19 protein-coding genes are annotated in these 21046 nt (G+C 70.9%); 10 read left to right on the top strand and 9 right to left on the bottom strand.

Annotated features, from left to right (window positions below; all coding sequences use genetic code 11):
• The first annotated feature begins 50 nt into the window (after positions 1–50).
• The gene (locus tag ACFYW3_RS20465; protein WP_389386941.1) at positions 51–1229 is read left to right on the top strand and encodes a PotD/PotF family extracellular solute-binding protein; all 1179 of its coding nucleotides are present in this window, start codon (positions 51–53) and stop codon (positions 1227–1229) included.
• A gap of 114 nt (positions 1230–1343) precedes the next feature.
• On the opposite strand, the gene ACFYW3_RS20460 is transcribed toward ACFYW3_RS20465, so the two are convergent.
• From ACFYW3_RS20460 to ACFYW3_RS20440, 5 genes are all read right to left on the bottom strand, one after another.
• Entirely contained in the window at positions 1344–2567 is a 1224-nt protein-coding gene (locus tag ACFYW3_RS20460) for a serine hydrolase domain-containing protein (protein ID WP_389386940.1), read from the bottom strand.
• A 157-nt stretch (positions 2568–2724) separates the two neighbouring features.
• Positions 2725–3483, bottom strand: a complete 759-nt coding sequence (locus ACFYW3_RS20455) for a response regulator (protein WP_389386939.1) — start codon at positions 3481–3483, stop codon at positions 2725–2727.
• Positions 3480–4646: a sensor histidine kinase gene (locus tag ACFYW3_RS20450; protein WP_389386938.1), complete on the bottom strand. Its 1167-nt coding sequence runs from the start codon at positions 4644–4646 to the stop codon at positions 3480–3482. Before ACFYW3_RS20450 ends, ACFYW3_RS20455 begins: the two co-directional genes overlap by 4 nt.
• Positions 4643–5332, bottom strand: a complete 690-nt coding sequence (locus ACFYW3_RS20445; RefSeq protein ID WP_351754198.1) for a glycerophosphodiester phosphodiesterase — start codon at positions 5330–5332, stop codon at positions 4643–4645. The genes ACFYW3_RS20450 and ACFYW3_RS20445 overlap by 4 nt, the downstream gene beginning before the upstream one ends.
• 21 nt (positions 5333–5353) lie before the next feature.
• Positions 5354–6379, bottom strand: a complete 1026-nt coding sequence (locus ACFYW3_RS20440) for an adenosine deaminase (RefSeq protein WP_351754195.1) — start codon at positions 6377–6379, stop codon at positions 5354–5356.
• A 108-nt stretch (positions 6380–6487) separates the two neighbouring features.
• Between ACFYW3_RS20440 and ACFYW3_RS20435 the strand changes: the two genes are divergently transcribed.
• Positions 6488–7231 carry a hypothetical protein gene (locus tag ACFYW3_RS20435; RefSeq protein ID WP_389386937.1) on the top strand — a complete coding sequence of 248 codons (744 nt, stop codon included), beginning with the start codon at positions 6488–6490 and terminating at the stop codon, positions 7229–7231.
• 64 nt (positions 7232–7295) lie between these two features.
• On the opposite strand, the gene ACFYW3_RS20430 is transcribed toward ACFYW3_RS20435, so the two are convergent.
• Positions 7296–7772: an NUDIX hydrolase gene (locus ACFYW3_RS20430; RefSeq protein ID WP_389386936.1), complete on the bottom strand. Its 477-nt coding sequence runs from the start codon at positions 7770–7772 to the stop codon at positions 7296–7298.
• Positions 7769–8323, bottom strand: coding sequence for an NADAR family protein (locus ACFYW3_RS20425; RefSeq protein ID WP_351754187.1), 555 nt, complete (start codon positions 8321–8323; stop codon positions 7769–7771). Before ACFYW3_RS20425 ends, ACFYW3_RS20430 begins: the two co-directional genes overlap by 4 nt.
• Positions 8324–8517: 194 nt before the next feature.
• Between ACFYW3_RS20425 and ACFYW3_RS20420 the strand changes: the two genes are divergently transcribed.
• The 8 genes from ACFYW3_RS20420 to ACFYW3_RS20385 all read left to right on the top strand — a co-directional run bounded on the left by ACFYW3_RS20420 (position 8518) and on the right by ACFYW3_RS20385 (position 18376).
• Positions 8518–10032: a gamma-aminobutyraldehyde dehydrogenase gene (locus tag ACFYW3_RS20420; RefSeq protein ID WP_351754274.1), complete on the top strand. Its 1515-nt coding sequence runs from the start codon at positions 8518–8520 to the stop codon at positions 10030–10032.
• 47 nt (positions 10033–10079) lie between these two features.
• Positions 10080–11330, top strand: coding sequence for a spermidine/putrescine ABC transporter substrate-binding protein (locus tag ACFYW3_RS20415; RefSeq protein WP_351754185.1), 1251 nt, complete (start codon positions 10080–10082; stop codon positions 11328–11330).
• 137 nt (positions 11331–11467) lie between these two features.
• The gene (locus ACFYW3_RS20410) at positions 11468–12619 is read left to right on the top strand and encodes an ABC transporter ATP-binding protein (protein WP_351754183.1); all 1152 of its coding nucleotides are present in this window, start codon (positions 11468–11470) and stop codon (positions 12617–12619) included.
• The gene (locus tag ACFYW3_RS20405; RefSeq protein WP_351754180.1) at positions 12616–13545 is read left to right on the top strand and encodes an ABC transporter permease; all 930 of its coding nucleotides are present in this window, start codon (positions 12616–12618) and stop codon (positions 13543–13545) included. Before ACFYW3_RS20410 ends, ACFYW3_RS20405 begins: the two co-directional genes overlap by 4 nt.
• Entirely contained in the window at positions 13545–14351 is an 807-nt protein-coding gene (locus ACFYW3_RS20400; RefSeq protein ID WP_053675209.1) for an ABC transporter permease, read from the top strand. The genes ACFYW3_RS20405 and ACFYW3_RS20400 overlap by 1 nt, the downstream gene beginning before the upstream one ends.
• Positions 14352–14372: 21 nt before the next feature.
• Positions 14373–15791 (top strand): FAD-dependent oxidoreductase, encoded by a 1419-nt coding sequence (locus ACFYW3_RS20395; RefSeq protein WP_351754176.1) that lies wholly within the window; start codon positions 14373–14375, stop codon positions 15789–15791.
• Between the two features lie 217 nt (positions 15792–16008).
• Positions 16009–16470, top strand: coding sequence for a hypothetical protein (locus tag ACFYW3_RS20390; RefSeq protein ID WP_389386935.1), 462 nt, complete (start codon positions 16009–16011; stop codon positions 16468–16470).
• 100 nt (positions 16471–16570) lie between these two features.
• On the top strand, positions 16571–18376 hold the full coding sequence (locus tag ACFYW3_RS20385) for a chitinase (RefSeq protein ID WP_389387008.1): 1806 nt from the start codon (positions 16571–16573) through the stop codon (positions 18374–18376).
• Between the two features lie 103 nt (positions 18377–18479).
• On the opposite strand, the gene ACFYW3_RS20380 is transcribed toward ACFYW3_RS20385, so the two are convergent.
• Both ACFYW3_RS20380 and gabT read right to left on the bottom strand, forming a co-directional pair.
• Positions 18480–19097 (bottom strand): phosphatase PAP2 family protein, encoded by a 618-nt coding sequence (locus ACFYW3_RS20380; RefSeq protein WP_389386934.1) that lies wholly within the window; start codon positions 19095–19097, stop codon positions 18480–18482.
• A 370-nt stretch (positions 19098–19467) separates the two neighbouring features.
• Positions 19468–20802 (bottom strand): 4-aminobutyrate--2-oxoglutarate transaminase, encoded by a 1335-nt coding sequence (gene gabT, locus ACFYW3_RS20375; RefSeq protein WP_351754168.1) that lies wholly within the window; start codon positions 20800–20802, stop codon positions 19468–19470.
• Between the last annotated feature and the right edge of the window lie 244 nt (positions 20803–21046).

Here is a 21046-nt window from a genome sequence, read left to right as displayed (position 1 = left end):
TAGACACGTTGTCTATTGTCCGCCCCTTCGCGTTGCCCGAGGCTGTGGCCATGCCTGAACTCGCCTTCTCCCGGCGCTCGGCGCTGCGCGGCCTCGGCGCCGTGGTCCTGCCGGCCGCGCTCACCGGCTGCGGTGTCCCCGCCGCCTTCGTCCCCGAGGACCGGCGGGAGGGCCCGGACCGGTCCGCCCGGGACCGGAGTCTCGCCTTCTCCAACTGGCCGCTCTACATCGACACCGACGAGGGGGACGAGGCGCGCCGGCCGACGTTGGACGAGTTCTCGCAGAAGACCGGCATCGAGGTCCGGTACACCGAGGAGATCAACGACAACGACGAGTTCTTCGGCAAGATCAGCCCGGCCCTCATGAACCACCAGGAGACCGGCCACGACCTCGTGGTGGTCAGCGACTGGATGGCCGCCCGCTTCGTCCACCTGGGCTGGGCCCAGAAGATGGACCGCTCGGCCCAGTCGAACGTGGCCAAGTACCTCGATCCCCAGCTCCGTTCCCCCGCCTTCGACGAGGGCCGACTGCACACCGTCCCCTGGCAGTCGGGCATCACCGGCATCGCCTACAACCGCAAGGCCCTGGGCCGTGAGATCAAGTCCGTCAAGGACCTCTGGCAGCCCGATCTCGCGGGCAAGGTGACGCTCTTCTCCGGGCTCGACGAGTCCTTCGCCCTGCTGATGCAGGGTGACGGCGTGGACGTCACCCGCTGGACCGAGGCGGACTTCCACCGCGTGTGCGATCAGGTCGAGCGCATGGTGAGGAAGAGGCACATCCGCCGCTTCACCGGCAACGACTACACCTCCGACCTGAGCAAGGGCGATGTCCTGGCCTGTCAGGCCTACTCCGGCGACGTCATCCAACTCCAGGCCGACAACCCCGACATCGAGTTCGTGGTGCCCGAGGAAGGGGCCGAACTCTGGGCCGAGAGCCTGCTCGTCCCCAACCTGGCGCGACACAAGGCCAACGCCGAGGCCCTCGTGGACCACTACTACGACCCGGCGGTGGCCGCCCGGCTCGCGGCGTCCGTCAACTACGTCTGCCCGGTCCCGGCCGCCCGCGAGGTGCTGGCGGGATCCGACGACAAGGAGACCGCGGAACTGGCCGAGAACCCGCTGATCTTCCCCGACGACGAGATGCGCCGGCGTCTCGTCGTGGCTCGGGACATCTCCTCCGTGGAACGCCGCTCCTTCGCCAAGCGGTGGAACGCCATCGTCGGTCTCTGAATCGTCGGCTTCCGAGGGGAACGCCCGCGATCGACCGTCGTCCTCCTCGCCTCCTCGCCTCCTCGCCTCCTGGGCCGGATTCCGCCCGCGGGCGTCTCCCCGTCGTGTGGCCTCCTACTTCGTGAAGGCGGCCATCACTATGCCGAGGGCCACCGGGTTCGTGTCCGGTCCCTTGGCGTCCGTGGAGTTGACCGAGTAGACGAGGGTCCGGGAGAGGTCGCGGGTCGCGCCCATCCCCGTGGTGTAACCGTGCCGGCCGCCGGTCTTGCCCCAGGCCACCGTGCCGTCCGGCAGGACGATCCTCGACAGCCCCGCGGTCAGGGCGGCCTTCTTCCCGGTCACGAAGTCGTCGACCGCGGGCACCGTGAACATCTCCTCCAACCGGGACCCGGGTACGATCCGGCCGCTGAACAGGGCGACGGTGAAGCGCTCCAGATCGGCGGTGGTCGAGACGATGTCGCCGGCCGCCCAGCGGTCGGAGCTGTTCCACACCGAGACGTCCCGCAGTTCCCTCGTGCCGTCCGGTCGCGGCACCGCCTGGTAGCCGTGGTTGTGGGGCCCCTGGATCCGCGTCTGTGTGCGCCCCGGGAAGGACGTCTGACGCAGTCCGAGGGGCCGCAGGATCCGCTGGGTGACCGAGGACTCGTACGAGGTGCCCGTCACCTCCTCGATGAGAACGCCCAGCACCGTGTAGTTGATGTTCAGGTAGTGCTGGGCCTCGCCCGGCTCGAACTCCGGCTTCTTGGCCAGGGCATTGGCGATCTGCTGCCGTGGATCCGCCACGTCGAAACGGTGCTCCCACTGGGCATCGAAGGAGTCTCCGGGGCCGTCGGCCGGCTGGATGCCGCTCGTGTGGTTCAGCAGCTCCCGCACCGTGGGGTCGGTCTTGAAGGTGGGGGGAAAGATCCCCGGCAGGTACCGTCGCGCCGGCGCGTCCAGATCGACCTTGCCCTCGGCGGCCAACTGGAGCACCACCGCCGCCGTGAAGGTCTTGGTCACCGAACCGGCCCGGAAGCGGCCCTGCTCCAGGGCCCCACGCCCGGTACGCACATCCGCCACGCCCGCGCCGCCCCGCCAACTGCCGCTCGTGCCGCCGACCCGGACCAGGGCGGCCGTCGCGTCCTTGTGGTCCGCTCCGATGCCCGCGATGGCGGCGCGCAGCGCCACCGCGTCGGGCGGCGTGGCGACGGTGCGGGACGAGGGGGTCGTGTGGGGCGCCGGCGCGCCCACCGGCGTGGTCGCCGATGGGGACGGCGGCTCTGCGTGGGCGACGGCCGGGCCGGCCGCCACACCCAGCACCAGGGCGGTCGCGATCACGGTGCGGGTCGTTGCGTTCATGGTCTTCATGGTGGGATCCCCCGTCGAGTCTCTCCGGGCGACTTCCGCCCCGATGACCTCAATGTTGCTGGTCACAGGGGTGGTTGCGGATCCCCGGCAAGAGGGGTCTTCAGCGGTGTGACAACTCACCACCGCGGGGGAGGACGATGCCGCCGACTCACTCTCCGGAGGGAGATACCCCGGATGCGGATGCGGATGCGGATGCGGATGCGGATGCGGAGACAGAGGCGGAGGCCACGGCACCGGACTGCCTTCCCACCGCGATCAGGCCCGTCTCGTAGGCACAGATCACCGCCTGGATGCGGTCCCGCAGCCCCAACTTGGCCAGCACGTTCCCCACATGGGACTTCACCGTGTGCTCGCTCACCGTCAGCGCCCCCGCGATCTCCGCGTTGGACAACCCCCGCCCCAGGTGCAGCAGCGTCTCCCGCTCCCGCGCCGTCAGCACCCCCAACCGCTCGGCCGACAGAGCGGATCCGGCCGCCGGTCGCGCCGTCACCGCCGTGTACCCCTCGATCAGACGCCGCGCCACCGAAGGTGCCAGCAGGGACTCGCCGGCCGCCACCACCCGTACGGCGTGCACCAGATCGTCCCGCCGCACGTCCTTCAACAGGAACCCGCTCGCGCCCGCGTGCAGGGCCTCGTACACGTACTCGTCGGAGTCGAAGGTCGTCAGCATCACCGTCCGGCACGCGGACCCCGCCGTGATCGTCCGACACGCCTCGATGCCGTCCAGCACCGGCATCCGCACGTCCAGCAGCGCCACGTCCGGCCGCAGATCACGCACCGCCGTCACCGCCGCCGCGCCGTCGCCGACCTCGGCCACGACCTCGATGTCGTCCTGGACGTCCAGGATCATCGCGAAGCCGCTGCGCACCAGTTCCTGGTCGTCGGCCACCACCACACGGATCGTCAACTCCCCACCTCCGGAGCCGACGTTACAAGGACCATCCGTACCCGGAACCCCCGGCCGTCCGCGCCCGCACCGGACTCGACGGTTCCGCCGTGGGCGGCCGCGCGCTCCCGGATGCCGATCAGCCCGTGCCCGCCCGGAGAGCCGTCCGGGCCCCGCCCGTCGTCCGTCACCTCCACCGCGAGGTCCCCCGACCCGTACTCCAGACGTACCGCCGCGGTCGAGGCCCCGGAGTGCCGGACCACGTTCGTCAAAGCCTCCTGGACCACCCGGTACACCGTCGTCTCCAGCGCGGCGGGCAGCGGGCGCACCGCGCCGGTCAGCTCGTACGAGACGGCGGGCCCGCTGCCCCGCACCCGCTCCAGCAGCCCGTCCAGTTGCCCGATGCCCGGTTGCGGGCGGCGCGGTGCGACCTCGTCCGTCCGCAGCACGCCCAGCATCGCGCGCAGTTGGGCCATCGCCTCGCGGCCGGTGTCCGCTATGGCGTCGAAGGCGGCCTCCGCCCGCTCGGGCGCCCTCCGCACGGCCACCGGACCGGCCTCGGCCTGCACGATCATGATGCTGACCGCGTGCGAGAGGACGTCATGCATCTCCCGTGCGATCCGGGCCCGTTCCCGGGCCGCGGCCTGCTCCGCCTCGATCAGGCTCGCCCGCTCCAGTTCGGCGGCCCGTTCCTCGACGGCCCGCGTGTACGCCTGCCGGGTGACCTGGAGCCGGCCCAGCGCGTACGCGGCGGCCGAGACGAAGAGGGTGAACAGCAACTCCCGCATGGTCCCGGTGTTCCAGCCCACCGACACGACGATCGCCACGACCGTGAGCAGCCCGACGAGGAGGCGCACCCTGGCCGTGCACAGTTGGGCCACCGTGTAGTAGGCGATGAGCCCCGCGTACGGAAGAGGCTGGCCGGGGCCGTCCTGCGCGAGTTCGTAGAGGCCGCCCGCGAGCAGGACGGCGAGCAACACCGTCACGGGCGCCCGGCGGCGCCAGATCAGCGGCAGCACGGCGAGCGTGGTCATCCCGTAGGAGGGCCAGTCGGCGGCCGGCAGCGCGGGATCGCGGGGAACCAGGAACGGCATCGTGACGGCCAACTGCACCAGCAGCGTCAGCCCCAGGTCCTGCCACCGCTGGTCGGCCCGGCGGACGCGTTCGCCCCAGGCTCGTATCACCGCCGCCGCTCGGCCCGTACGGCCGTCAGCGCGTCCACCCGGTTCGTCGTGATGGAGTCGACCCCCGCCGCGATCAGCGCACGCATCGACCGCTTCGTGTCGGCGGTCCAGGCCGACACGAGCAGCCCGTCCCGGTGCAGGGCGTCGGTCAACTCCCGGTCGACCAGCCCGAAGCGGTAGTTGAGCCAGGCCGGGGCCACCGCGTCGATGAGCACCCGGCGGGGCGGCGACAGGGTGGTCCAGGTCAGCGCGATCTCCGCGCCGGGGTCGGCGGCACGCACCGCGAGCATCGACTCCGGGCCCGCGCAGTAGTACGTGCGGTCCCGCGCCCCGCACTCGCGGACCTGGTCCACGACCGTCCGCACCGCTTCGGAGTCCGCGCCCGGAAGGTCCACCATCACCCGGCCCGCGCCCGCCGCCATCAGGGCCTCGCGCAACGTGGGGATCCGGCCCCGCGCGAGCTCCTTGAGCTGCGGAGCCGTGACGGCGTCGAGCCGCACGTCATGCCCCCACAGCCGCTGGAGCGTCTCGTCGTGCAGGACGACCGGGACCCGGTCACGGGTGAGCCGGACGTCGATCTCGACCGCGTCCGCCCCCCGGGCGAAGGCGGAGCGGATCGAGTCGAGGGTGTTCTCGCGGACGCGGTAGGGGTCGCCGCGGTGGCCGACGGCAGTCAGGGTGCGCATGCACCCCATTCTGCTCGGGCGTCAGGAGGCCAACCAGGTGTCGGTGTACGTGTCGATCTCCGCGATGAGCCGCGCCTTGCCGGCAGGGTCGAGGAAGGAGGCCTCGACGGCGTTCTTGGCCAGCCGCGCCAAACCGCGCTCGTCGAGGTCGAGGAGCCGTGCGGCCACCGCGTACTCGTTGTTGAGGTCGGAGCCGAACATCGGCGGGTCGTCGCTGTTGATGGTGACGAGCACGCCCGCGGCGACCATCTCCTTGACCGGGTGCGCGTCCATGTCGGTCACCACGCGGGTGGCGATGTTCGAGGTCGGGCAGACCTCCAGCGCGATCCGGTGCTCGGCGAGGTAGGCCAGCAGCTCGGGGTCCCGGACGGAGGTCGTGCCGTGGCCGATGCGCTCGGCGCCCAGCTCGCGGATGGCGTCCCAGACCGTCTCCGGCCCGGTGGACTCGCCGGCGTGCGGCACGCTGTGCAGGCCGGCCGCCCGGGCCCGGTCGAAGTACGGCTTGAACTGGGGGCGCGGAACACCGATCTCCGGACCGCCCAGGCCGAAGGAGACCAGGCCCTCGGGGCGCAGGTCGACCGCGAGGCGGGTGGTCTCGGCCGCGGCCTCCAGGCCCGCCTCGCCGGGGATGTCGAAGCACCAGCGCAGGATGACCCCGAGTTCGGCCTCGGCGTCCTTGCGGGCGTCCTCGATGGCCTCCATGAACGCCTTCTCCTCGATGCCGCGGCGGGTGGAGGAGTACGGGGTGATCGTCAGCTCGGCGTAGCGGATGTTCTGCCGGGCCATGTCGCGCGCGACCTCGAAGGTCAGCGTGCGCACGTCGTCGGGGGTGCGGACCAGGTCCACGACGGACAGGTAGACCTCGATGAAGTGGGCGAAGTCCGTGAAGGTGAAGTAGTCGGCGAGCGCCTCGGGGTCCGTCGGAACCTTCGAGTCGGGGTGACGGGAGGCGAGCTCGGCCACGATGCGCGGGGAGGCCGAGCCGACGTGGTGGACGTGGAGTTCGGCCTTGGGAAGCCCCGCGATGAAGGGGTGCAGGTCGGGCATGGGTGCCTCCGGGAGGACACGGGTTCGGGCAGGTCGGCTTCATCGTAGGCAGGCCCGGGGAGTGTCGGTGGCAGCACCTAGCATGGCCGTACGAGAGGGGGGTGCCGTATGACCGACCAGAGCCCTGAACAGTCCGACCCGTGGGCACCGCCCGAGCGACCGGCCGTGGACCCGGGCAATCCGGCCGTGGACCCGCGCAAGGGGCGGGGCGCGTCGGGCGGACCGGGGGGACCGGGGGGCCCGGGCGTGCACGACCAGCCGACGATCGCCGGCATGCCGGGCGCGACGGCCGCCCGGCCCTTCGACACGACGCCCCGGCCCTTCGACACGGCCGGGCAGTCCCTCGAGACGGCTCCCCAGTCGTTCGGCACGTCCGCGCAGCCCTTTGGCGAGACCGCGCCGATCGGCCCCGCCGGGTCCTGGGGGCAGGCTCCCGGTCCCGCGTACGGGTATCCGGCGCAGCCCGATCCCGCCGGATACGGCTACCCCGGGGGCCGGTTGCCGGGGCGGCCCGCCCCCTACACACCCTGGTTCCCCGCGCCGACCCCGCCGAGCAACGGCCTCGCCATCACGGGGTTCGTGCTCGGCCTGCTCTCGGTCCTCGCCTGCCCGACCATCGTCGGCCCCATCGCGCTCGGCATCGCCGGGATCGTCCTCGGCGCGCTCGGCCGGGGCAAGGCGAACCGGGGCGAGGCGGGCAACGGCGGGCTCGCCTTGGCCGGTGTGATCCTCGGTTCCGTCGGCATCGTGATCGGCATCCTGGTGACCGCCGCCTTCTTCCTCGGCCCGACCTTCGAGGACGTCGACCGCGACGGGCCGTACGAGGACACCGGGGTTCAGGAGCGAATATGACCCGCGCCGACGCCGGTGGGGGTACCGGGCGTGGGAGCCCGGTCGGGGAACCGGTCGTCGCCGGTCAGACCCGCGCCGCCATCAGCAGCGTCGGCACCATGACGACCGCGTCGCCGTCCTCCCCGGCCGAGCCGACGTCGTCGCCGCCGCCGAGGTCGGCCCCGGTCCCGCGTGACAGGGGGACCCAGATCAGCCCCACCATTCGGGGGCAGTCGCACACCAGGTCCTCGTCGACCCCGAGGCGGGGTTCCCCGGGCGCGACGTCCACGCGGTAGCAGGCGGTCCAGCCGGAGGGGTACGGCGCCTCGTACGCGAACCGCACGTCCAGCGCGTGCAGGCCGACCTCCTCGGCCACCTCGCGCCGCACCGCCCCCTCGGGTTCCTCCCCGGCCTCCAGGCCGCCGCCGGGCAGCGTCCAGTACTCCGGCCCGTCGTGTCGACCGGTGGGGCCCGTGCCCCGCTCCCGCACCATGAGCACGCAGCCGTCCCGGATGATCACCGCGGCGACCCGGCGTCGACCGGGTATGCCCGGACCCGTCACGCGGTGTCCGTCCGCAGCCGGTCCCGGGCCTCCATGAGGGCGAAGCCGAGCAGGTTCAGCCCGCGCCACCGGGCCGGGTCCAGGGCCCGCTCGTCGTCGGCCGCCAGTCCGATGCCCCAGATCCGGTCCATCGGGCTCGCCTCCACGAGCACCCGGTTCCCGGTGCCGAGCAGGTATCCGCGCAGCGCCGGATCGGAGCCGAACTTGTGCACGCTGCCCTCCACGACCAGCGCGAACCGCTCCCGCTCCCAGACCGCGTTGTCGAAGTCGCGGACGAGGCGTCCGGCCTTCTTCGCCTCGGCCGGGGTGTCGGCCTCCAGCGCGGCGCGCTCCGCCTCGGCGTCCCCGAATATCCGGGCCTTGCCGGCCATCATCCAGTGTTCGGCGGTGGCGTACCGGACCTCACCCACAGTGAAGGCGGAAGGCCACCACTGGCTGAGGCAGCTCGGGCCGAGCGTCCCGTCCGTTCGCGGTCGGTGCCCCCAGAACGGCAGGAACTTGGGCCGTTCACCCTGGCTGACCTGCTTGATCAATGCGTCGATCGTCTCCATGCACGCGAGTCTGGCAGTCGCCACGGACACTTCGTACGGGATTTTCGGCGTGCCTCGACACATGGTCGACCGATTCCGTCGCGTAATCAAAAGGCAACAACGGAATCACTTGGCCGGGGCCCCTGCCTCTGTCAGGATCGGCACTCAATTCGGGCTGTAGTCCGAACTGTAGCTACGGAGAGCGTGAGAGCGTGATGGGCAACCGCTTCCAGGTCAAGGACCGCTTCGCGGACGGCGCGCAGTACATCGACGGCAGGCTCAGGGCCGGCACCTCCGGTCAGTCACACACCGTGATCGACCCGGCCACCGGCGAGGAGGTCCTCACCTACGAACTCGCGGGCACCGCGGACGTGGACGAGGCCGTGGCCGCCGCCAAGAGGGCCTTCCCGGCCTGGTCCGCAGCCACCCCCGGGGAGCGCTCGGACGCGCTGCACCGGCTGGCCGCCGTACTGGCCGAGCAGGCCGACGACTTCGCCCACGCCGAGTCGATCCAGTGCGGCAAGCCGCTCAAGCTGTCCACGGAGTTCGACGTACCGGGGACCATCGACAACACCGCCTTCTTCGCGGGCGCCGCCCGCCACCTCCAGGGGCAGGCCGCCGCCGAGTACTCCGGCGACCACACCTCCTACGTGCGCCGCGAGGCCATCGGGGTGGTCGGCTCCATCGCCCCCTGGAACTATCCGCTCCAGATGGCCGCCTGGAAGATCCTCCCGGCCATCGCCGCGGGCAACACCATCGTGTTGAAGCCCGCCGAGCTGACCCCGCTGACCTCCCTGATGTTCGCCCAGGCGGCCAAGGACGCGGGCCTGCCCGACGGCGTGATCAACATCGTCACCGGCGCCGGCCGGGAGGCGGGGGAGCACCTCGTCGGACACCCGGACGTCGTCATGACCTCGTTCACCGGCTCGACCGCCGTCGGCAAGCGGGTCGCCGAGATCGCCACCGCCACCGTCAAGCGGCTCCACCTGGAGCTCGGCGGGAAGGCCCCCTTCCTCGTCTTCGACGACGCCGACCTGGAGGCCGCCGCGCACGGAGCCGTCGCCGCCTCCCTCATCAACACCGGCCAGGACTGCACCGCCGCCACCCGCGCGTACGTCCAGCGCCCCCTGCACGACGCCTTCGTCGCGCGGGTCGCCGAGCTGATGGAGACCGTCCGCCTCGGCGACCCCTTCGCGCCCACCACGGACCTCGGCCCGCTGGTCTCGCACGCCCAGCGCGACCGCGTCGCCGGGTTCGTCGAGCGCGCCCGCTCCTACGCCACGGTCGTCACCGGCGGCGAGAGCCCCGGGGGAGACCTGGCCGGCGGGGCGTACTACCGGCCGACCCTGATCTCCGGCGCGGCCCAGGACAGCGAGGTCGTCCAGTCCGAGATCTTCGGGCCGGTCCTCGTGGTCCTGCCGTTCGACACCGACGACGAGGGCCTCGCACTGGCCAACGACACCCCGTACGGACTCGCGGCCTCCGCCTGGAGCCGGGACCTCTACCGGGCCAACCGGGCCACCCGCGAGCTCAAGGCGGGTTGCGTCTGGGTCAACGACCACATCCCGATCATCAGCGAGATGCCTCACGGGGGCTACAAGGCCAGTGGCTTCGGAAAGGACATGAGCTCCTACTCCTTCGAGGAGTACACGCAGGTCAAGCACGTGATGTACGACAACACCGCGGTCGCCGCGAAGGACTGGCACCGCACGATCTTCGGGGACCGATAGCCACGACGCCGCCGCCGGCGGCCCTGCCACCCGAAAGGGCACAGTCCATGGAGCAGTTCGAGCCCGAGCGTCTCTCGGCGCCGCAACTCAACGCGATACGCCGCAGCCTCACCAGCGGGCGCGGCGCCCTCACCCGCCGTTCGCTGTTGCGCGCCTCCGGAGTGGGGGCGCTCACCCTCGGCGGCCTGTCGGCCCTGAGCGGTTGCGGAATCCCGCCCGCCCAACGGCAGGACGGCACGGCGGCGGCGTCCGACGACCGCTCGGAACAGGAGAAGGAGATCAACTTCTCCAACTGGACCGAGTACATGGACACCAGCGACGACGAGAAGAGCCGTCCCACCCTGGAGGAGTTCGCCAAGCGGACCGGCATCAAGGTCAAGTACACCGAGGACATCAACGACAACGTCGAGTTCTTCGGCAAGATCCGCCCACAGCTCGCGGCCGGCCAGGACACCGGCCGCGACCTGATCGTCGTCACCGACTGGCTCGCCGCGCGCATCATCAGACTCGGCTGGGCGCAGAAGCTGGACCCCGCCCGCCTCCCGCACGCCTACGCCAACCTCTCCCCGCAGTTCCGCAGCCCCGACTGGGACCCGGGCCGCTCCCACAGCTACCCGTGGACCGGCATCTCCACCGTCATCGCCTACAACTCCAAGGCCACCGGCGGCAAGACGGTCGACTCCGTCACCCAGTTGCTCGACGACCCCACCCTCAAGGGTCGGGTCGGCTTCCTGACGGAGATGCGCGACAGCGTCGGCATGACCCTCCTCGACCAGGGCAAGGACCCGGCGAACTTCACCACGGCCGACTACGACCAGGCCATCGGCCGACTCCAGAAGGGCGTGGACAAGAAGCAGATCCGGCGCTTCACCGGCAACGACTACACCGCCGACCTCGACAAGGGCGACCTCGCCGCCTGCCTCGCCTGGGCGGGCGACGTCATCCAACTGCAGGCCGGAAACCCGGACATCAAGTACGCGATCCCCGCGGCCGGGTACATCACCTCCAGCGACAACCTGCTGGTCCCCACCAAGGCCCGGCACAAGGCCAACGCCGAGCGGCTCATCGACTACTACTACGAGCTCCCGGTCGCCGCCCGACTGGCCGCGTACATCAGCTACGTCTGCCCCGTCGAGGGAGTCAAGGACGAGCTGGCGAAGATCGATCCCGAGCTCGCGGAGAACCCCCTGATCGTTCCGGACAAGGCGATGACCGCCAAGTCCCACGCCTTCCGCTCCCTCAGCTCCGAGGAAGAGACGGCGTACGAGGAGAAGTTCGCCAAGCTCATCGGCGCCTGACCGACCCCGCCGCCCCCTCGGCACCGAAACCGGCACGCACCCACGACGGCGCCGCCGCCGGCGCACTCGCGCACCGGCCGCCGCCGGCACCCGCGATTCCGCACCCTTCCGAATACCACCACCGAAGGCCGCGACCCATGACTGACAAGACCGCGGGCGGCGACGTCCGCCTCGCCGGGATCAGCAAGCACTACGGCTCCTTCACCGCCGTGCATCCGCTGGACCTCACCATCCCCCAGGGTTCCTTCTTCGCGCTGCTCGGCGCCTCGGGCTGCGGGAAGACCACCACCCTGCGCATGATCGCCGGACTGGAGGAGCCCTCCACCGGCACCGTCAGCCTCGGCGACCGCGAGGTCACCGACCTGCCGCCATACAAGCGCCCGGTCAACACCGTCTTCCAGAGCTACGCGCTCTTCCCGCACCTCGACGTCTCCGAGAACGTCGCCTTCGGGCTGCGCCGCCGCGGCATCAAGTCCGTGAAGAAGCAGGTGGACGAGATGCTGGAGCTGGTCCAACTGGGCCAGTTCGCCGGGCGCAAGCCGCACCAACTCTCCGGAGGCCAGCAGCAGCGCGTGGCGGTCGCCCGCGCGCTCATCAACCACCCCCAGGTACTGCTCCTCGACGAACCCCTCGGCGCCCTCGACCTCAAACTGCGCCGCCAGATGCAACTGGAGCTCAAGCGGATCCAGACCGAGGTGGGCATCACCTTCGTGCACGTCACGCACGACCAGGAGGAGGCCATGACCATGGCCGACACGGTCGCGGTGATGAACGGCGGCCGCGTCGAGCAGCTCGGCGCCCCCGCGGAGCTGTACGAGAACCCGAAGACCACCTTCGTCGCGAACTTCCTCGGCACCTCCAACCTCATCGAGGCCGAGGTGTTGGAGGCCGGCTCCGCGGACATCCTCGTGTCGAGCGCGGACACGAAGCTCCGGCTGCCCGCCGCGCGATGTTCGACCACACCCCGCGCCGGCGAGAAGCTGCTGGTCGGGGTGCGTCCCGAGAAGATCTCCCTGGTGCCCGCGGACGAGGAACACACCATCGGCGCCGGCCGGAACAAGGTCGCGGGCCGAATAGCGGACTCCTCCTTCATCGGGGTGTCCACCCAGTACGTCATCGACAGCCGGGTCTGCCCCGAACTGGAGGTGTACGCGCAGAACATCGAACGTGACGCCCGCCTGGTCCCGGGCGCCGAGGTGATCCTGCACTGGAACCCGGCGCACACCTTCGGCCTCGACGCCGCCCAGGACATCGACGCGGGAATCGAGACGGTCGAGGAGTCCGCGTGACCACCACCGTCGCGCCGCCGCAGGCGCCCGCCCCGACCGAGCCCCCGGTCCACAAGCCGTCGATGCGCAAGCGCCTGATCCCGTACTGGCTGTTGCTGCCGGGCATCCTGTGGCTGCTGGTGTTCTTCGTGCTGCCGATGGTCTACCAGGCCTCGACCTCGGTGCAGACGGGCTCCCTCGAAGAGGGCTTCAAGGTCACCTGGCACTTCCAGACGTACTGGGACGCCTTCGCGGACTACCTCCCGCAGTTCCTGCGCTCCCTGCTGTACGCCGGTACCGCGACCGTCCTGTGCCTGCTGTTGGGGTACCCGCTGGCCTATCTGATCGCCTTCAAGGCGGGCCGGTGGAGAAACCTTCTGCTGGTACTGGTGATCGCCCCGTTCTTCACCAGCTTCCTGATCCGCACCCTGGCCTGGAAGACGATCCTCGCCGACGGCGGCCCGGTCGTGGACGTCCTCAACTCCGTCGGCTTCCTGGACGTCACCAGCTGGCTGGGCATGACCGAGGGCGACCGGGTGTTGGCCACGCCGCTCGCGGTCGTCTGCGGTCTGACGTACAACTTCCTCCCCTTCATGATCCTTCCGCTCTACACCTCCCTGGAGCGGATCGACACCCGCCTCCACGAGGCCGCGGGGGACCTCTACGCCCGCCCCGCCACGGTCTTCCGCAAGGTGACCTTCCCGCTCTCGATGCCGGGCGTGGTCTCCGGGACCCTGCTCACCTTCATCCCCGCGAGCGGCGACTACGTCAACGCGGAACTGCTCGGCTCCACGGACACCCGGATGATCGGCAACGTCATCCAGTCGCAGTACCTGCGGATCCTCGATTACCCGACGGCGGCCGCGCTGTCCTTCATCCTCATGGCCATCGTGCTGATCATGGTCACCATCTACATCCGCCGAGCGGGGACGGAGGACCTGGTCTGATGCGCACCACCACCACGTGGCTCCGCCGCAACCTCGTCGTGATCGCGGGCCTCGGCACGCTCGCCTACCTGATCCTGCCGAACATCGTCGTCACCGTGTTCTCCTTCAACAACCCGGCCGGCCGGTTCAACTACGCCTGGCAGGAGTTCTCCCTCGACGCGTGGAAGGACCCCTGCGGGGTCGCCGACCTGTGCGGCTCGCTCTCGCTGTCGCTCCAGATCGCGCTCTGGTCCACCCTGGCGGCGACCTGCCTGGGCACGGCCATCGCCTTCGCGATGGTCCGCTACCGCTTCCGGGGACGCGGCGCCGTCAACTCGCTGATCTTCCTGCCCATGGCCATGCCCGAGATCGTGATGGCCGCCTCGCTGCTCGCCCTCTTCCTCAACATGGGCATCCAACTGGGCTTCTGGACGATCCTCATCGCCCACATCATGTTCTGCCTCAGCTTCGTCGTCGCCGCCGTCAAGGCGCGCGTCCTGTCGATGGACCCGCGCCTGGAGGAGGCCGCCCGCGACCTCTACGCGGGCCCGGTGCAGACCTTCCTGCGGGTCACCCTGCCCATCGCGGCCCCCGGGATCGCGGCGGGCGCGCTGCTGTCCTTCGCGCTCTCGTTCGACGACTTCATCATCACCAACTTCAACTCGGGCAACACCGTCACCTTCCCCATGTTCGTGTGGGGATCGGCCCAACGCGGTACGCCCGTGCAGATCAACGTCATCGGCACGGCGATGTTCGTCATCGCGGTGCTGGTGGTGCTCACCGGCCAGATGGTCGGGAACCGCCGCAAGAAAGCACAGCCCAAGTAACTCTGTAGGGAGTTGGAAGCCATGGCCCCAGCCGCCATGCGAAGCGTTGCGCAATCCCTTTCCGAAGCACTGCCGGTCTCGTACTGGCTGGACGACCCCGGCAAGCCGGCCGCGCTGCCGGCGCTGACCTCCGACGAGGCCTGCGACCTGCTGGTCATCGGCGGCGGGTACAGCGGCCTGTGGACCGCGCTGATCGCCAAGGAGCGCGACCCCGCGAGGGACGTCGTCCTGATCGAGTCCAAGGAGGCGGGCTGGGCCGCCTCCGGCCGCAACGGCGGCTTCTGTGCCGCCTCCCTCACCCACGGCCTCGCCAACGGCATGGCCCGCTGGCCCGGCGAACTCGCCAAGCTGGAGGAGTTGGGCGCCCGCAACCTCGACGAGATCGAGGCGGCCGTCGCCCGGTACGGCATCGACTGCGACTTCGAGCGGACCGGCGAGATCGACGTCGCCACCGAGCCCCACCAGGTCGAGGAGCTGCGCGAACTGCACGAGGAGGCCCAGAAACTGGGCCTGGCGGGCGGTGCGCGCTGGCTCGACCGCGACGAGGTGCGCGCCGAGGTGGACTCGCCGACCTTCCTCGCGGGTCTGTGGGACACCGACGGCGTGGCGATGGTCAACCCCGCCAGACTCGCGTGGGGCCTGAAGAAGGCATGCACGGACCTCGGCGTGCGGATCTACGAGAACACCCGCGGCCTCTCCCTGGCCCCCTCGGGCGCCGGAATGGCCGTCCGCACCCCCTACGGCCGGGTCTTCGCCCGCCGAGTGGCCCTGGGCACCAACATCTTCCCCTCGCTGGTCAAGCGGATCCGACCCCTCACGGTCCCGGTGTACGACTACGCGCTGATGACCGAGCCGCTCACCGCCGACCAGCTCAAGGCCATCGGCTGGACGAACCGGCAGGGACTGGGCGACAGCGCCAACCAGTTCCACTACTTCCGCATCACCCCGGAGAACCGCATCCTGTGGGGCGGCTACGACGCCATCTACCCCTACCGGGGCCGGCTCGACTCCGCGTACGACGACCGCCCCGAGACGTACCTGAAGCTCGCGCAGCACTTCTTCACGGCGTTCCCGCAGTTGGAGGGCGTGAAGTTCAGCCACGCCTGGGGCGGGGCGATCGACACCTGCTCGCGCTTCTCCGCCTTCTTCGGCACCGCGCACTCCGGCAAGGTCGCCTACGCCGCCGGCTACACCGGACTCGGGGTGGGGGCCACCCGCTTCGGCGCCGAGGTGATGTTGGACCTGCTCGACGGCGCCACCACGGAGCGGACCGAGCTGGAGATGGTGAAGTCGAAGCCGCTGCCGTTCCCGCCGGAGCCGTTCGCCTGGACCGGGATCACGCTGACGAAGTGGTCGCTGGCCCGAGCGGACGCCCGCGGCGGACGGCGGAACCTGTGGCTCAAGGCGCTGGACCGCCTCGGTCTGGGCTTCGACAGCTGAACCGCCGCCGGCAGGGCCGGACGTCGACCCGTCGCCCTGGTTGTCGGTTGATCGGGTTGTCGGTTGATCGAGGGCCGCACGCCCGGCGCACTCGGTCGATCGCCGTGTGACCCGCTTCACTGCCACGGGGTGGCGAAACCCGCGTCATAGCCGAGTCCCGCCCCGCTCTCTCCCGGTGAGAACCCTTCACCGAGCGACAGCGAACGGAGACCGGGCGATGACGACCCCCGAGGACAAGACGGCAGTGGAGTGGCTGGTGTCGGTGGCACCGGATCCCGACGCCTGCCGGTGGGAATGGGAGCGCAACCCCTTCGGGGTCGCGCTCCTGCCCGCCGGCCGGCGTTGGGACGTGCTGATCCTGCCGGGGGCGCTGGGGCAGGCCACCCTCGACGTACTGACCCTGCTCATCGACCGGCCCGGCCCGGTGCTCGCCGACGGCGAGTCCAGGCTGGGCTTCTTCGTGCCCGCCGGCACCGCCTCCCGCTGGCTCGGCACGGGCGTGCGGGGGGCCGGGCACGGCGCCTGGATCGTCGTCCCGTACCCGGGCCGGGCGACCGGCGGGGTCCGCTGGGTGGTGCTCCCGGACGGCCGCGGAACGCTCACCGACCCGGCGGTGCTGGAACTCGCGATGCACGAGGCGGCGGCGCTGGTCGCGGCGGAGGAGGGTCGAACACCTTGACAAGGGCATTGGTCTGGACCATCTTGGGCGCCGCTCCCCTCCATCCCCCCACGCACCGGAGGCAGTTGTGCGCGCACCCCGCAGGGTCGCCAACAGAACCCTGTCCCTCCTTACGACCGCCGCCCTCGCGGTGGCCGGTCTCCTCGCCGCGGGCCCGCCGGCCGCGGCCGCCGACGCCGATCTGGCGCGCAACGGCGGCTTCGAGGCCGGACTCGACGGCTGGAACTGCCCGGGCGGCGGCGCCGCCGTCGTCACCGCCCCCGTCCACGGCGGGAGTTCCGCCCTCAAGGCCACCCCGGCCGGCCAGGACAACGCGCGCTGCGCCCAGACCGTCACCGTCAAGCCGGACTCCACGTACACGCTCAGCGCGTGGGTGCAGGGCGCGTACGTCTACCTCGGCGCGACCGGGACCGGCACCACCGACGTGTCCGTCTGGACGCAGACCCCGGGCGCCTGGAAGCAGTTGAGCACCACCTTCCGCACGGGCGCCGCCACCACCTCGGTGACGGTGTACACCCACGGCTGGTACGGGCAGCCCGCCCACTTCACGGACGACGTCACCCTCGTCGGCCCGGACCCGGGCCAGACCCAACCCCAGCCCCCGGCCGCCCCCACCGGCCTCACCGCGTCCGCCGCCTCGTCGAGCGCGGTGAACCTCTCCTGGGCGGCCGCGCAGGGCGCCACGTCGTACAAGGTCCACCGCGCGGGCGCCGCCGCGCTGACCGTCCCCGGCCCCTCGGCGACGGTCACCGGCCTGACCGCGTCCACCGCCTACACCTTCCAGGTCAGCGCCGTGAACGCGGCGGGCGAGTCCCCGAAGAGCGCCCCCGTCACGGTGACCACCACCGGCGGGGGAGGCGGTGACCCGGGCAACCCCGGCAACCCGGGACTGCCCGCCCACGCCCTGGTCGGCTACCTCCACGCGAGCTTCGCCAACGGCTCCGGCTACATGCGGATGGCGGACGTGCCCGCGTCGTGGGACGTCATCAACCTGGCCTTCGGCGAACCGACCTCGGTGACCTCGGGCGACATCCGCTTCTCGCCGTGCCCGGTCGGCGAGTGCCCGAACGTCGAATCGGTCGCGGAGTTCAAGGCGGCCATCAAGGCCAAACAGGCGGCCGGCAAGAAGGTCCTGATCTCGATAGGCGGCCAGAACGGCCAGGTCCAACTGGGCACCACGGCCGCCCGCGACGCCTTCGTCTCCTCCGTCAGCAAGATCATCGACGAGTACGGGCTCAACGGCCTCGACATCGACTTCGAAGGCCACTCCCTCTCCCTGGCCACCGGCGACACCGACTTCCGCGCCCCCACCACCGCGGTGATCGTCAACCTGATCTCCGCCGTCAAGACCCTCAAGGCCAGGTACGGTCCGGACTTCGTCCTGACCATGGCCCCCGAGACCTTCTTCGTCCAACTCGGTCACCAGTACTACGGCTCGGGCCCCTGGGGCGGTCAGGACCCGCGCGCCGGCGCCTACCTCCCGGTGATCCACGCCCTGCGCGACGACCTCACCCTGCTGCACGTCCAGGACTACAACTCCGGCTCGATCATGGGCCTCGACAACCAGTACCACTCCATGGGCGGCGCCGACTTCCACATCGCCATGACCGACATGCTGCTCACCGGCTTCCCCGTCGCCGGGAACACCGCCCGGGTCTTCCCGGCCCTGCGCCCGGACCAGGTCGCCATCGGCCTGCCGGCCACGACCAACGCGGGCAACGGCCACACCTCGCCCGCGGAGGTGAACAAGGCGCTGAACTGCCTGACGAAGAAGACCGACTGCGGGACGTACCAGACCCACGGCACCTGGCCGACGCTGCGCGGCCTGATGACCTGGTCGATCAACTGGGACCGCTTCGGGGGCTGGGAGTTCTCCCGGAACTTCGACGGGTACTTCGGCGGCTGATGGACGGATGCGGACGGATGCGGACGGATGCGGGGGCGGCGGGGGCGGCGGGATCGAGCCCTTCCGGCTCGGGCTCAGCCCGCCCGGCCACCCTCCGCGTCGGTCACTCGGCCGTCACTCGGCCGGTCTCTCCGTCGGCATCGGGGTGGTTGTCGCGGTCGGCCTCGCGGTCGGTCTCTCGTCGTCCGCCGGTCCGCGCGGCCCGGCGGACGACGAGCAGCAGGGGCGTGCACATCAAGACGCTGGCCACCACGTCCAGCAGCCAGTGGAAGCCGCGCAGGACCAGGCCCACCGCAGTCAGCGCGGCCAGGGCGAGCGCGAGGGGGATCGGCCAGCGCCGCCGTGTGTACGGGGCGATCAGCAGGGCCGCGCCCACGTACGCCACCAGGGAGGTGGCCGTGTGGCCGGAGGGGAAGTAGCCGGCGGCCCAGGGCTCCAGGGGGCCGGGGCGGGCGGTCCACTCCTTGAGCGGCACGATCAGCGCGGGAACCGCGATCATGGCCAGCCCCGCCGTCAGCGCGGCGCGGCGGCGACCGCGCCAGGCGGCGTAGGCCATCGCCAGGACCAGGACGGGCAGCGCGACCGGGATGTTGCCGAGGTCCGAGAGGCGCTCGGTGACCGAGTCGGGGACCGTGCGGACGACGGCGCGGCTGAAGTCCTCGTCGGGCACCAGCAGCGGTCCGGAGGCGAGGACCTGCCAGGTGATGAGCGCGAAGAGCACCGCGCAGAGGGCGGAGAGGGCGCCGACGGGCGCGAGGGAAGTGGCCGGCCGTCCCGGAACAGGGGGGATGGTTCCGGGACGGCCGCCCGGATCGGGTCGCCGGGCGCCCCGGGGGGTTTGGGGCGAACGGCTGTCCGATCGGTGAGGAGTGTGCGCGAACGCATGCCCAATACGGCGCTGGGGAAGCCCGGTACTGGTGTCGCCCTCGGTTTCCCGTGAGCGGGGTGTCTCACTCATCTGCAGAAACCGTACGCCAACCCGAAGGGGGCCGGCAGCGGGATCGCGCTCCCGCCATCGGCCCCCCACACGTTCTTCACAGTGTCCGACCGTTACCGCCGGTAGGGGTGGGTCACTGTGTTCGGGTAATCGCTCAGATGCCCGCGAATGCGGCCTCGAGGACGTCCAGGCCCTCGTTCAGCAGGTCCTCGCCGATGACGATCGGGGGGAGGAAGCGAAGCACGTTGCCGTAGGTGCCACAGGTGAGGACGAGCACGCCCTCCGCGTGGCAGGCCTTGGCGAGCGCGCCGGCCGCCTCCGGGAACGGGGTCTTGGAGACCGGGTCCTTGACGAGCTCGATCGCGATCATGGCGCCGCGGCCGCGGATGTCGCCGATGATGTCGTACTTCTCCTGCATGGCCGTCAGGCGGGTCTTCATGACGGACTCGATCTTCTTCGCCGCGGCGTTGAGGTCGAGCTCCTTCATGGTCTCGATCGAACCGAGCGCACCGGCGCACGCCACCGGGTTGCCGCCGTAGGTGCCACCCAGGCCACCGCCGTGCACGGAGTCCATCATCTCGGCGCGGCCGGTCACGGCGGCGAGCGGCAGACCGCCCGCGATGCCCTTGGCGGTGGTGATCAGGTCCGGGACGATGCCCTCGTCCTCACACGCGAACCACTGGCCGGTACGGCAGAAGCCGGACTGGATCTCGTCGGCGACGAACACGATGCCGTTGTCATTGGCGAACTTCACCAGCGCCGGGAGGAAGCCCTTGGCCGGCTCGATGAAGCCGCCCTCGCCGAGGACCGGCTCGATGATGATCGCGGCGACGTTGTCGGCGCCGATCTGCTTGTTGATCTGGTCGATCGCCTGCGCGGCGGCCTCGGGGCCGCAGTTCTCGGCGCCGGTGGGCCAGCGGTAGCCGTACGCGACCGGGACGCGGTAGACCTCGGGCGCGAACGGGCCGAAGCCCTGCTTGTACGGCATGTTCTTCGAGGTCAGCGCCATCGTCAGGTTCGTACGCCCGTGGTAGCCGTGGTCGAAGACGACGACGGCCTGACGCTTGGTGTACGAACGGGCGATCTTGACGGCGTTCTCGACGGCCTCGGCGCCGGAGTTGAACAGCGCGGACTTCTTGGCGTGGTCGCCCGGGGTCAGCTCGGCCAGGGCCTCGCATACCTCGACGTAACCCTCGTACGGCGTGACCATGAAACAGGTGTGGGTGAAGTCGGCGAGCTGCGCGGAGGCGCGGCGCACGACGGCCTCGGCGGAGGCGCCCACCGAGGTCACGGCGATGCCGGAACCGAAGTCGATCATGCGGTTGCCGTCGATGTCCTCGATGATGCCGCCGCCCGCGCGGGCCGTGAAGACGGGAAGCACGGAGCCCACGCCACCGGCCACCGTCGCGAGGCGGCGGGCCTGCAGCTCCTGCGACTTGGGGCCGGGGATCGCGGTGACGATGCGGCGCTCCTGCGGGACAGCGGTCATAGAGGGCTCCTGGGGGTGTTTTCGGACGCACTTGTGTCTTTGTCCGCAGGCTAGGCCCGGGGACGGTGGTCCTGCATGCTCCGTTAGGGAGTGGTGCGCGCGTGTCCTTGTCCGGGACGGCCATAGGACGGCCGCGGCGCGCGTCCGGGACGGCCTTGCCGCTGCGGCGGCGCGTGTCGTGTGGATCATGACGGGGTACGGGCCCCGGGGCGCCCGCGGCCACTAGATTGAGCGCGCAGCGCAG

The sequence above is a fragment of the Streptomyces sp. NPDC002602 genome (assembly GCF_042889445.1).
GTDB lineage: Bacteria > Actinomycetota > Actinomycetes > Streptomycetales > Streptomycetaceae > Streptomyces.
This window is presented reverse-complemented; position numbering and strand designations above follow the sequence as displayed.

Coding starts and splice junctions, on each gene's coding strand:
- ACFYW3_RS20465 (WP_389386941.1), top strand. CDS start 51: ATGCCTGAACTCGCCTTCTCCCGGCGCTCGGCGCTGCGCGGCCTCGGC.
- ACFYW3_RS20460 (WP_389386940.1), bottom strand. CDS start 2,567: ATGAACGCAACGACCCGCACCGTGATCGCGACCGCCCTGGTGCTGGGT.
- ACFYW3_RS20445 (WP_351754198.1), bottom strand. CDS start 5,332: ATGCGCACCCTGACTGCCGTCGGCCACCGCGGCGACCCCTACCGCGTC.
- ACFYW3_RS20440 (WP_351754195.1), bottom strand. CDS start 6,379: ATGCCCGACCTGCACCCCTTCATCGCGGGGCTTCCCAAGGCCGAACTC.
- ACFYW3_RS20435 (WP_389386937.1), top strand. CDS start 6,488: ATGACCGACCAGAGCCCTGAACAGTCCGACCCGTGGGCACCGCCCGAG.
- ACFYW3_RS20425 (WP_351754187.1), bottom strand. CDS start 8,323: ATGGAGACGATCGACGCATTGATCAAGCAGGTCAGCCAGGGTGAACGG.
- ACFYW3_RS20420 (WP_351754274.1), top strand. CDS start 8,518: ATGGGCAACCGCTTCCAGGTCAAGGACCGCTTCGCGGACGGCGCGCAG.
- ACFYW3_RS20415 (WP_351754185.1), top strand. CDS start 10,080: ATGGAGCAGTTCGAGCCCGAGCGTCTCTCGGCGCCGCAACTCAACGCG.
- ACFYW3_RS20410 (WP_351754183.1), top strand. CDS start 11,468: ATGACTGACAAGACCGCGGGCGGCGACGTCCGCCTCGCCGGGATCAGC.
- ACFYW3_RS20400 (WP_053675209.1), top strand. CDS start 13,545: ATGCGCACCACCACCACGTGGCTCCGCCGCAACCTCGTCGTGATCGCG.
- ACFYW3_RS20395 (WP_351754176.1), top strand. CDS start 14,373: ATGGCCCCAGCCGCCATGCGAAGCGTTGCGCAATCCCTTTCCGAAGCA.
- ACFYW3_RS20390 (WP_389386935.1), top strand. CDS start 16,009: ATGACGACCCCCGAGGACAAGACGGCAGTGGAGTGGCTGGTGTCGGTG.
- gabT (WP_351754168.1), bottom strand. CDS start 20,802: ATGACCGCTGTCCCGCAGGAGCGCCGCATCGTCACCGCGATCCCCGGC.